The organism is Streptomyces thermocarboxydus (assembly GCF_024760485.1).
In the GTDB taxonomy this organism is placed as follows: domain Bacteria; phylum Actinomycetota; class Actinomycetes; order Streptomycetales; family Streptomycetaceae; genus Streptomyces; species Streptomyces cellulosae.
Genome location: NZ_CP058273.1, coordinates 3,382,034 through 3,392,982, shown reverse-complemented (window position 1 = coordinate 3,392,982; position 10,949 = coordinate 3,382,034). Strand labels below are relative to the sequence as shown.

Below are 10,949 nucleotides of genomic sequence, written 5' to 3'. Positions count from 1 at the left end.
CTTGTTTACCAGTGGAGTTGGCGATGCGTGACAGATTCACCGTGGTTGGCCGGGCGACGGACTGTCATCTGTTCGAGGGCGACGGAGTCCAGGCGATCGACGAGGACAACGTCCACATCAAGTACACGCCGGAGCGGGTGCAGTTCCCGGAGGAGATCGCGGGATGGCGGCGTGCGATCGAGGCGGAGGAGGAGCGCAAGGAGGCCGCCGGTCTGCCGCACCGGTGGAACAACGCGCGGTTCGCGGTCGAGCGGGTCGTGGTGACCCGGACGCACCTCGCCGAGGTTCCCGTGGTCTCTCTCGCGCTCCGGGACGCCGACTACTTCGACTTTCTCACCACCTCCCTCAACCTGGACCGCCGGCAGAAGAACGGCTTCACCCTGCGCGAGCAGTACCTCGAGGGCAGCGACCCGGTCGACGCGCCGTCCTGGATGAACTGCAGCTTCGGCGTCAATGTGGCGCTGGAGACCGGCAGGGACGGCAAGATGCTGTTCTCCCGGCGCAGTGGCCAGGTCGCCGGACCGAACAGGGCACGCTGGAACTCCTCGGCCAACGAGGGGCTCGCCCGGCAACACGATCTGCCGGCGGACGGGAGCCCGGTCAGTCTTCACGCGGTCGCACGCCGTGCCCTCCTCGAGGAACTCGCCGTGTACGACGGGGACGCGCCCGACATCGAGCTGCTCGGTCTGGGGCTCGACGTCGTCAACCATCAGTGGGCGGCGTTCTTCCGCGCGGTGGCGCCCGAGCTCGACGAGCCGACGCTGCGTCTCAGGTGGACGCGCGGAGTCACCGACAAGTGGGAACACGACCGCTTCGAGTTCGTCGACGCGAATCCGGAGTCGGTCCTGGGCTTCATCGCGGACGAACCGGAGGAGTACTGGACTCCGTGTGCGCCGACGCTTTTCTACCTCGCCCTGGTACGGGGCGCCGTCCGCAGCGCGGGCGGTGACCCGGCGGCACGGTTCCTCGTGGAGGAGGCGGAACAGAAGGTCACGAGGGACCGCGGCCTGTGACGGACGGGCGGCGACGGCCCGGCTCTCCCCGGCCGGTGTCCGCCTCTCCGACGCGGTGCGTGTCGCCGTGACGCAGGTGCTGCACGTACACCCGTACGTCCGCGACGTCCTCCCACCGCGCACGGCGGCGGCGCAGCAGCGTGCGGTACGACAGTCCGTCCGCGTCGGCGTGGACGCGGACGGCAGCGGCGTACGCGCCTCCCACGCCCAGCGGGAGGAGAACGACGCCCGCGAGGACCCACACGTCGGGGACCCCGCCCGTCATCGCCAGACGGGCGACGGCCAGGACCAGCCCGGCCGCGCCGGCTCCGACGAAGAACCACGGGAGCCGCTTCGACCGGGTACGGCACGTCACGTCAGGCACGCTGCTCATGCGGGGGAGCGTGCCATCGCCTCACATGCGGAGGCTTGTCCGGACCACGGCAGTGTTCAGGTGCGCGACGCTGCCGGGCCGGTACACCCCGCTAGGCGGACTTGGGCCGCCGCGCCTTCGGGTCCTGGGCGGGCTGCTGTGCGTCCTCGGCCCAGAAGGTCTCGTCCTCGCCGAAGTCCGGGGCCTGGAAGGGCTGTGTCGTCGGACGGGGCGAGGCGGCGGAGCTGTGTGTCTGCCCTTCCGGGGCCGAGAACAGCGATGTGGAGTCGATGAGAGGTCTGCCTTTCCTTGCAGGCCGCTGAGCGGGCCTGGCATGCCCTGACCGGGCACGGTGTTTCTAGAGCTTGGTCATCTTGGGGTACGGGCTCAGGATCCGCATCTGCGTCGAGCCGAAATCCACGAGTGCCGCGACTCCGTCCTCGATGCCGACCACCCGGCCGAGGCCGTACACGTCGTGGGTGACCTGGTCCCCCGTGTCGAAGTGCTTGGGGGCCGGTGCGACCGGGACCTTGAAGGGGCTGGTGGGCAGATGACGCTTGGGTGCCGCGGGCTTAGTCATGTCTCAGTATGCGCCTCCGCGGGCCCCGCCCGCTGTGTCCGTGCGCACAGAGCTCGGCGGCGGCGAGCGCGCCATGGCCGCTGACCTGGGGTGGTGCGGATACGGGTGTCCTCCGTGTATGTGACGGGGGTCACGCGCTGCGGGGCAGATGCCGACAACGTCCAAGGGCCCCACCGCGAACGGTGGGGCCCTTCGACTTCGTGCCCGGTGAGGCACTGGCGGAGGATACGAGATTCGAACTCGTGAGGGGTTGCCCCCAACACGCTTTCCAAGCGTGCGCCCTAGGCCTCTAGGCGAATCCTCCGCCGGAAACATTACATGACCGAGAGGAGTGCTCGCGAACTCGTTCCCGCCCCGGTGGATGAGGTAGCCTCTGCGTAGCCCCTCACGCGGCGCTATCTGACTGAACTCCCCCAGGGCCGGAAGGCAGCAAGGGTAGGTCGGCTCTGGCGGGTGCGTGGGGGGCGCTTGCGTTCTCCGGCGGCCGGTCCGGTTGTCGGCGCTCACCTATAACCTCGTAGACGTGTCGTCTCTCGCGCTGTACCGCCGCTACCGACCCGAGTCCTTCGCCGAGGTCATCGGGCAGGAGCATGTCACCGACCCGCTGCAGCAGGCGCTGCGGAACAACCGGGTCAACCACGCGTACCTGTTCAGCGGACCCCGCGGCTGCGGCAAGACGACCAGTGCGCGGATCCTCGCGCGGTGCCTGAACTGCGAGCAGGGACCCACGCCCACCCCGTGCGGCACCTGCCAGTCCTGCCGTGACCTCGCGCGCAACGGCCCCGGTTCGATCGACGTCATCGAGATCGACGCCGCGTCCCACGGTGGCGTGGACGACGCCCGTGACCTGCGCGAGAAGGCGTTCTTCGGGCCCGCGTCCAGCCGGTACAAGATCTACATCATCGACGAGGCCCACATGGTCACGTCGGCCGGCTTCAACGCGCTGCTGAAGGTCGTCGAGGAGCCGCCGGAGCATCTGAAGTTCATCTTCGCGACCACCGAGCCCGAGAAGGTCATCGGGACGATCCGGTCGCGCACGCACCACTACCCGTTCCGGCTGGTCCCGCCCGGCACCCTCCGCGAGTACCTCGGCGAGGTGTGCCAGAAGGAGGGCATCGCCGTCGAGGAGGGCGTGCTCCCGCTCGTGGTGCGCGCCGGCGCCGGTTCCGTGCGTGACTCGATGTCCGTCATGGACCAGCTGCTCGCGGGCGCCGGGGAGGAGGGTGTGACGTATGCCATGGCCACCTCCCTGCTCGGCTACACGGACGGCTCGCTGCTCGACTCCGTCGTCGAGGCCTTCGCCACCGGTGACGGCGCCGCCGCCTTCGAGGTCGTCGACCGGGTGATCGAGGGCGGCAACGACCCCCGTCGCTTCGTCGCCGACCTGCTGGAGCGGCTGCGCGACCTCGTCATCCTCGCCGCCGTCCCCGACGCCGCCGACAAGGGCCTCATCGACGCCCCCGCCGACGTCCTCGAACGCATGCAGGCGCAGGCCGGCACGTTCGGACCCGCCGAGCTCGGCCGCGCCGCCGACATCGTCAACGCGGGCCTCACCGAGATGCGCGGCGCCACCTCGCCCCGGCTCCAGCTGGAGCTGATCTGCGCGCGCGTGCTGCTGCCCGCCGCGTACGGCGACGAGCGCTCGCTCATGGCACGGCTCGACCGCATCGAGCGCGGGGTGCAGTTCTCGGCGGGCGGCGCCGCCGCGGGTGTGCCCGCCATGGGGTACGTCCCCGGTCCTGAGGCCCACCAGGGGGCCGCCGCTCCGGCCCCGAACCACGTCGTCGAGCCCGGCGGCGGTCCCGCCGCGGCCCGGGCCGCCGTACGGGCGCAGGCGGCGCCCGCGCCCACGGCCCCGGCGGCCGACCGAGGCGCAGCGCCCACCCCCCCGGCCGCCCTCAGACACCTCCGGCGCCGCACCTCCGCCCGGTGCCTGGCCCACCGCCACACCCGCGGGCGGAGGCGGCGCGGGCGCGGCCGGCGGCCTGGCGGCTGGCCACGGCCGCTCCGCGGGCGCGGCGCGAGCAGCCCGCCCATCGCCGCAGCCCACGGCCCGTCGCCCGCGGCCGTCCGCACCTCGGCGCCCCAGCGGCGCAGGCGGCGGGCTCGACCCCCGCATGCTCTGGCCGAACATCCTGGAGACGGTCAAGAACCGCCGCCGCTTCACCTGGATCTGCTCAGCCAGAACGCCCAGGTGACCGGCTCGACGGCACGACCCTCCAGCTCGGCTTCGTGAACGCGGCGCCGCGACAACTTCGTCAGCAGCGGCAGCGAGGACGTGCTGCGTCAGGCGCTGACCGAGCAGTTCAACGTGCAGTGAAGATCGAGGCGGTCGTCGACCCGTCCGGCGGTGGCGGCTCCGCCCGTCCGGCCGGCGGCGGACCGTCCGGCGGCCGCAGCAGCGGTGCGGCGGCTACGGCGCACCGGGCGGCGGCGCCCCAGCGGCCGAGCGACACCCGACGCCCCCCCGCCCCCCAGGCGTCCGCCCCCACGTCCCCGTCCGCCGCACCCCCCGCTCCCGCCCCGGCGGCCCCCTCCCGGCCCGCCGCCCCGGAGCCGCCGTCCCCGGTCTCGCCCGAGGACGACATCCCGGAGGACGACGACCCCGACCTCGACGAGTCCGCCCTCTCCGGGCAGGAGCTCCTCGTCCGCGAACTGGGCGCGACGGTCGTCGAGGAGTTCACGAACGAGTAGGCACGATCGGCGGGGCGCCGGTGCCCGGGTGCCGGCCCCGGGCAGCCTGGTGTGCCGTCGTGCGGGCTCTTCAAGGTCCCGGTGACTGGGGTGCCGGTGCCCGGGGCTCGGCTCCGGGCAGCCGGTGTCCCCGCCGTGCTGCCCCCTTGGAGGCCCGGCAACCGGGCGCCGTCGTCCGGACCTCGTCCCGGGGGCCACCAGGTGCCGCCGGCGTCCGGCCCTCGGCCCGGAGCCACCCGGGCAGCCCCTGACCAGCCCGTTCGGAGGAACGTACAACCGCACCCTCCCCGCCCCTTCGGAAGCCCGCACAAAGGCCGCCCGCCGGCTGCCGTTAGGCTGACCCCCGTGAAGGTCCTCGTCATCGGCAGCGGCGCCCGCGAACACGCCCTGTGCCACTCCCTGTCCCTCGACCCCGATGTCACGGCGCTGCACTGCGCGCCCGGCAACGCCGGCATCGCCGAGGTCGCCGAGCTGCACCAGGTCGACGCCCTCGACGGCGCCGCCGTGTCCGCGCTGGCCCGGCGCCTGGGCGCGGACCTCGTGGTGGTCGGCCCCGAGGCGCCCCTGGTCGCCGGGGTCGCCGACGCCGTGCGCGAGGCGGGCATCCCCGTCTTCGGCCCCTCCAAGGAGGCAGCGCGGCTCGAGGGCTCCAAGGCTTTCGCGAAGGACGTGATGGCGGCGGCCGGCGTGCCCACCGCCCGCTCCTACGTCTGCACCACCCCGGACGAGACCGACGCGGCCCTCAAGGCCTTCGGCGCCCCGTACGTCGTGAAGGACGACGGGCTCGCGGCCGGCAAGGGCGTCGTCGTCACCGACGACCTCGAGGCCGCCCGCGCGCACGCCGCCGCATGTGAGCGCGTCGTCGTCGAGGAGTTCCTCGACGGCCCCGAGGTCTCCCTCTTCGCGATCACCGACGGCGAGGCCGTGGTGCCCCTCCAGCCGGCGCAGGACTTCAAGCGCGCCCTGGACGGCGACGAGGGCCCCAACACCGGCGGCATGGGCGCGTACTCCCCGCTGCCCTGGGCCGACCCCAAGCTGGTCGACGAGGTCCTCCAGACGGTGCTCCAGCCGACCGTGGACGAGATGCGCCGCCGCGGCACGCCGTTCTCCGGTCTGCTCTACGCCGGTCTGGCGATCACCTCGCGCGGTGTGCGCGTGATCGAGTTCAACGCCCGGTTCGGCGACCCCGAGACCCAGGTGGTCCTGGCCCGGCTGAAGACCCCGCTGGCCGGCCTGTTGATGGCCGCCGCCACCGGCAACCTCGCCCACCTGGAGCCGATCCGCTGGAGCGACGACGCCGCGGTCACCGTGGTCGTCGCCTCGCACAACTACCCCGGCACCCCGCGCACCGGAGACCCCGTCACCGGTCTCGACGAGGTCGCCGCCCAGGATGCCCCGCACGCGTACGTCCTGCACGCCGGGACCAAGCTGGAGGGCGACACCGTCGTCAGCGCGGGCGGGCGCGTGCTGTCCGTGACGGCCACAGGCAAGGACCTCACCGAGGCCCGCGACCGCGCCTACCGCGCCGTCTCCCGCATCCGCCTCGACGGCTCCCAGCACCGCACGGACATCGCGAAGAAGGCGGCGGAGGACGCGTAGGCGGCCCGCCGGACGCCCAAGGTCACCGCAGGCCCCGAATCCCTCCCGGATTCGGGGCCTGACCCTTGCCGTCCGTCGACCACCTCTCCCCAAAGCCATTCCATCGAGTGAGCGATGTGCCATCCGGCTGACGGAGGCCGGGGCCCCAACTAGGGTGCCGCGCAAGCGTTCCGGCACTTGGCCCATCGGCATTGCGATGTCAGAGGCGGGTGCCACAGTGGGGGCATGGGCAAGCCAGGACTGTGTCAGGCGCCGGGAGGGGGTGAGGGCGGGCCATGAGCATGAGCGGTGCGGGGAGAGAGCAGGGCGCCCGGGCCCGCGCGCTGGCCGTGCTGCGCGTCCGCAGCCGGGCGCTGGCCGTCGCGCTGCTGCCCGCCGCCGCTGCGGTAATCCTCCTGGCCGGCGGGTCCACCGGACACTTGACCGGCCCCGGCTGGGATCTCGCCCGCCGGATCGTCACGCCCCTCGCCGTGCTGGTGCTGCTGCTCGCCGCCGGTGTCGCCCTGGTCGTCGCCCGCGCCCGGCCCGCCGTCAGCCCCACCGTGCCGATCGCCGAGGAGGCGGCCCCGGACCTGTACCGGATGGTGCGGGACCTCGCCGACCGCCTCGGCGTCCCCGCGCCCTCCGCGATAGCGCTCACCCCGGACTGCGACAGCTGGCTGGAGGACCGCACGCACCCGGCGCACGCGCCCCCGCCGCCCGAGGACCACGGCGACGTGGCCCACGCGGGCCGGCCCTCGCGCCGCGTGGCCGCCGCGCCCGTGCTGGTCATCGGGTCGCCGTTTCTGTGGTGGATGCGGGTGGCCGAGCTGCGCGCCCTGCTCGCCCCGGTCGTCGCCGGGACGGGACCGTCGGCGCACCCGGACATAGCCGCCGCCCGGCGCTTCGTCCGGGGCCTGGACGCCGCGGTCGCGGTGACGTCGGCTCCGGACCGCGGGCCGGTGTTCCGCGCGGTGCTCGCCGGGGTCGGCCGGGTGGCCCGCCTGCTGCTGCACGGCAGCCGGGTGCACGCGGCCGAGATGGAGCGCGGGGTCGCCGCCGCCGCGGCCGAGCGCGCCAAGGCCGTGGACTACGGACTGCGGATCGTCGCCCAGGAGCAGGTCGGCCTCGCCTACGCGGGCTGGGACCGGCTGCTGACCCGGGTGGCGCTGCCCGCCTGGCGGATGGGCCGCTGGCCCGCGCGGCTCAACGCGGGCGTGGTCGCCGCCCTCACCGAGCTGTCCCGGCGTGACCGGCTCGCCGAGGGGTTCGCCTCCCGGCTCGGGGAGCGTCCCGCCTGTGACCTGCTCGAGGAGCCCGGCGCGGTCGACGAGGCCACCTCCCTGCTCGCCGCCCGCCTCTTCCACGGCGGCCCGGCGGAGACCGGACCCGACTGGTCGCCGGTCCACTGGGGCGACTATCCGGAGGAGGTCGTCGACCGCAAGTGGCGTACGGACGCCGCCCGTCTCCACCGGATACTCGACGCCCTGCGCGTACCGCCCGCCGACGAGGAGACCCAGGCCCCCGACGGCCCCACCCTCGCCCGCGTCCTGACCCACCTGACCTCCGCGCCGGACCTGCCCCCGCCACCCGTGTCCGCCGCCGACGCCCTCGCCCCGGACGAGGACGACCTGACCGGAGGCACCGCCCACAGCGCCGCCCTCGCCGCCCGCCTCACGGCCGAGCTGGCCCGCGAGGAGGCCGCAGCGGCCGCCGTACCCGCGGGTCCGCAGGGTGCCGCGGCCGATCCCGACCCCCTCCGCGACGACCGCGCGCTCCCTCTCTTCCCCCTCCAGCCGCCCCGCACGGGACGTGAGCTGCTCGCCGACCACATCACCGCGATGGTCTGCTGCGCGGCCATGGACACCGTCGGGGCCGTCCCCGGCCTCGACTGGCTCGACGGCCCCACGCTCCTCGTCGGCGGCGCCCGCGCCACGGACCTCCCGCCCCAGGTGCTGACCCTCATCGAGGACGGCGACCCCTCGGGCCTGCGCGACTGGCTCACCCGGCAGGGCATACGCCCGGAGAAGCCCGTACGCCTCGCCTGATTCCCTTCCCCGGACCTGTCACAGGCGTCCGTCCGGAGCGCATTCCTCCACTTCAACGCACACACGACGAACGGTGACGGCACCCGCGCGGAATGTGATGTGCTGGGGCCGTTCATGCTCAGGGGAGGGGGAACGGTCATGCGACCGGAGCGAGTACGCCACGAAGCGACAGGGTCACCGGCACCCGACGGCAGCAGCGAGCCCTTCGCCCCCGTGACCTTCCCCTGGCCGGCCCGGCCCCCTCAGGACACCGACGGCCGCATCGAAGGCTTCGCCTCGCCCTCCGCCGTGGCCCCCGGCGACTCGGTCGACCTCCACGTCACCGTCGACCCGCCCCGCCCGTTCCGCGTCACGGTCCACCGCATCGGCCACCACGACGGCCGGGGCGCCACCGAGATGACCACCAGCCCCCGCCTCCAGGGCACGGCGCAGCTCCCGCCGCTCACCGCCGGACGCACCGTCTCCTGTCACCACTGGTGGCTGTCCTGGCGGCTGCCGGTCCCGGCGTACTGGAGCGCCGGCGCGTACGTCGCCGTGCTGGCCACGGAGGACGGGCGGCACCGCGCGCACGTCCCGTTCACCGTGCGGGACGACCGCCCGGCCGACCTGCTGCTGGTGCTGCCGGACCTCACCTGGCAGGCCTACAACCCGTACCCGGCGGCGGACGGCAGCACCGGCGCGAGCCTCGCCCCCGCCCACGACGAGGACGAGGCGGCCGACCCGGTCACCACCGTCACCTTCGACCGCCCCTACGCGGGCGACGGGCTCCCGCCGCACGCCGGGCACGCCTACGACGTGATCCGCTGGGCCGAGCGCTACGGCTACGACCTCGCCTACGCCACCGCCCGCGACCTGCACGCCGGCCGTGTCGACCCGGCCCGCCACCGGGGCCTGGTCTTCCCCGGACCGGACGAGTACTGGACCGCGGAGATGCGCACGGCCGTGGAACGCGCCCGCGACCACGGCACCTCGCTGGTGTTCCTCTCCGCCCGCACCCTGCACCGGCAGATCGAACTGGCACCCGCGCCCTCCGGCCCCGACGGCCTGCTGACCTGCGGCAGGCGCCGGGGCCAGTCCGGACCGGCGCTGTGGCGGGAGCACGACCGGGCGGAGCAGCTCCTGCTCGGCATCCAGTACGCCGGCCCGGTGCCCAGGCCGCGCCCGCTGATCGTGCGCAACGCCGGGCACTGGCTGTGGGAGGGGACCGGCGCGCACGAGGGCGACGTCATCGACGGCCTGGTCGCGGGCGGGGCCGACCGCTACTACCCGCGCACCCCGCTGCCCGCCCACGACGAGCGGATCCTGCTCGCGCACTCCCCGTACGGCGACCGGCAGGACGCCCGGCGCCACCAGGAGACGTCCCTGTACCGCGCGCCGTCCGGCGCCTGGGTGTTCGCCTCGGGCACGCTCGCCTGGTCCCCGGCACTGGACCGGCCGGGGCACGCCGACCCTCGCGTCCAGCGGGCCACCGCCAACCTGCTCGACCGCATCTGCAAACGCGACTGACGGGGCGCGCGGGACCGCGCCCGTCCGACCCGCCCGCACCACCCCGACCGCCGTCCCGTCCGCACATACGGGAGAATCGACGTACCGTCCGGCCCCCTCCCGGCACCGCCCTTCCGGGAGCTTGCGCGGGAGCCGGGGAGCGCTGCGGGCGTCCCTTCTGTTCAACCACGCGGAGGAACCGTGTCCGGATTCGTCGACAAGCCCGAGCCGATCCAGGTTCCGGGCCTGGTGCATCTGCACACCGGCAAGGTGCGCGAGCTGTACCGGAACGAGGCGGGCGACCTCGTGATGGTCGCCAGCGACCGCATCTCCGCCTACGACTGGGTGCTGCCCACGGAGATCCCGGACAAGGGCCGGGTGCTCACCCAGCTCTCCCTGTGGTGGTTCGACCAGCTCGCGGACCTGCTCCCCAACCATGTGCTGAGCACCGACCTCCCCGAGGGCGCCCCCGCCGACTGGGCGGGCCGCACCCTGGTGTGCAAGTCGCTCAACATGGTGCCGGTGGAGTGCGTGGCCCGCGGCTACCTCACCGGGTCGGGCCTCGCCGAGTACAACGAGAGCCGGACGGTCTGCGGACTGGCGCTGCCCGAGGGCCTGGTCGACGGCTCCGAGCTGCCCGCCCCGATCTTCACCCCGGCCACCAAGGCCGCCGTCGGCGAGCACGACGAGAACGTCTCCTACGAGGAGGTCGCCCGCCAGGTCGGCGCGGAGACCGCCGCCCAACTGCGCCAGGCGACCCTCGCCGCCTACTCCCGCGCCCGGGACATCGCGCGTGACCGGGGCATCATCCTCGCGGACACCAAGTTCGAGTTCGGTTTCGACGGGGACGAGCTGGTCATCGCGGACGAGGTGCTCACCCCGGACTCGTCCCGCTTCTGGCCGGCCGAGGAGTGGGAGCCGGGTCGCCCGCAGCCGTCGTACGACAAGCAGTTCGTGCGCGACTGGCTCACCTCGGGCGAGTCGGGCTGGGACCGCAAGAGCGAGCAGCCCCCGCCGCCGCTGCCGCAGCACGTCGTGGACGCCACGCGGGCGAAGTACATCGAGGCGTACGAGCGTCTGACGGGCACCACCTGGAGCTGACGCACGGGCCGGGGCCGGGGGACACACCTCCGGCCCCGGGGACCGTACGGCGGCACGTGCATACGACGAAGGCCCCGGTCACTGACCGGGGCCTTCGT

At 74.0% G+C, this 10,949-nt stretch carries 9 protein-coding genes, 1 tRNA gene and 1 other RNA gene; 8 read left to right on the top strand and 3 right to left on the bottom strand.

Going from position 1 to position 10,949, the window contains the following annotated elements; translation table 11 throughout:
* Nucleotides 1–23: 23 nt before the first annotated feature.
* Complete coding sequence (locus tag AY578_RS15615; protein ID WP_258902821.1) at nucleotides 24–1,013, top strand: translation initiation factor 2; 990 nt, start codon at nucleotides 24–26, stop codon at nucleotides 1,011–1,013.
* On the opposite strand, the gene AY578_RS15610 is transcribed toward AY578_RS15615, so the two are convergent.
* From AY578_RS15610 to AY578_RS15600, 3 genes are all read right to left on the bottom strand, one after another.
* Entirely contained in the window at nucleotides 991–1,386 is a 396-nt protein-coding gene (locus AY578_RS15610) for a PH domain-containing protein (protein ID WP_258902819.1), read from the bottom strand. The genes AY578_RS15615 and AY578_RS15610 overlap by 23 nt on opposite strands.
* A gap of 337 nt (nucleotides 1,387–1,723) precedes the next feature.
* Nucleotides 1,724–1,945 carry a hypothetical protein gene (locus AY578_RS15605; RefSeq protein WP_019527018.1) on the bottom strand — a complete coding sequence of 74 codons (222 nt, stop codon included), beginning with the start codon at nucleotides 1,943–1,945 and terminating at the stop codon, nucleotides 1,724–1,726.
* Nucleotides 1,946–2,161: 216 nt separating this feature from the next.
* Nucleotides 2,162–2,249: transfer RNA gene (locus AY578_RS15600), tRNA-Ser, on the bottom strand.
* A 72-nt stretch (nucleotides 2,250–2,321) separates the two neighbouring features.
* On the opposite strand from AY578_RS15600, the gene ffs reads away from it, so the two are divergent.
* The 7 genes from ffs (at nucleotide 2,322) to AY578_RS15565 (ending at nucleotide 10,851) form a co-directional block, all read left to right on the top strand.
* An RNA gene (ffs, locus tag AY578_RS15595) (signal recognition particle sRNA small type) lies at nucleotides 2,322–2,420 on the top strand.
* A gap of 48 nt (nucleotides 2,421–2,468) precedes the next feature.
* Nucleotides 2,469–4,181 carry a DNA polymerase III subunit gamma and tau gene (locus AY578_RS15590; RefSeq protein ID WP_258902818.1) on the top strand — a complete coding sequence of 571 codons (1,713 nt, stop codon included), beginning with the start codon at nucleotides 2,469–2,471 and terminating at the stop codon, nucleotides 4,179–4,181.
* Between the two features lie 80 nt (nucleotides 4,182–4,261).
* A complete protein-coding gene (locus tag AY578_RS15585; protein ID WP_258902815.1) occupies nucleotides 4,262–4,639 on the top strand; it encodes a hypothetical protein in 378 nt (125 codons plus the stop codon).
* Between the two features lie 345 nt (nucleotides 4,640–4,984).
* Complete coding sequence (gene purD, locus AY578_RS15580) at nucleotides 4,985–6,238, top strand: phosphoribosylamine--glycine ligase (RefSeq protein WP_019526540.1); 1,254 nt, start codon at nucleotides 4,985–4,987, stop codon at nucleotides 6,236–6,238.
* Between the two features lie 275 nt (nucleotides 6,239–6,513).
* On the top strand, nucleotides 6,514–8,265 hold the full coding sequence (locus AY578_RS15575) for a hypothetical protein (RefSeq protein WP_258902810.1): 1,752 nt from the start codon (nucleotides 6,514–6,516) through the stop codon (nucleotides 8,263–8,265).
* A 138-nt stretch (nucleotides 8,266–8,403) separates the two neighbouring features.
* Nucleotides 8,404–9,771 carry a N,N-dimethylformamidase beta subunit family domain-containing protein gene (locus AY578_RS15570; protein ID WP_026244079.1) on the top strand — a complete coding sequence of 456 codons (1,368 nt, stop codon included), beginning with the start codon at nucleotides 8,404–8,406 and terminating at the stop codon, nucleotides 9,769–9,771.
* 180 nt (nucleotides 9,772–9,951) lie between these two features.
* On the top strand, nucleotides 9,952–10,851 hold the full coding sequence (locus AY578_RS15565; protein ID WP_136239666.1) for a phosphoribosylaminoimidazolesuccinocarboxamide synthase: 900 nt from the start codon (nucleotides 9,952–9,954) through the stop codon (nucleotides 10,849–10,851).
* Nucleotides 10,852–10,949 lie beyond the last annotated feature (98 nt).

Excerpts from the sequence above, each read along its gene's own strand:
- AY578_RS15615 (WP_258902821.1), top strand. The coding sequence starts at position 24 with ATGCGTGACAGATTCACCGTGGTTGGCCGGGCGACGGACTGTCATCTG.
- AY578_RS15610 (WP_258902819.1), bottom strand. The coding sequence starts at position 1,386 with ATGAGCAGCGTGCCTGACGTGACGTGCCGTACCCGGTCGAAGCGGCTC.
- AY578_RS15605 (WP_019527018.1), bottom strand. The coding sequence starts at position 1,945 with ATGACTAAGCCCGCGGCACCCAAGCGTCATCTGCCCACCAGCCCCTTC.
- AY578_RS15575 (WP_258902810.1), top strand. The coding sequence starts at position 6,514 with ATGAGCATGAGCGGTGCGGGGAGAGAGCAGGGCGCCCGGGCCCGCGCG.
- AY578_RS15570 (WP_026244079.1), top strand. The coding sequence starts at position 8,404 with ATGCGACCGGAGCGAGTACGCCACGAAGCGACAGGGTCACCGGCACCC.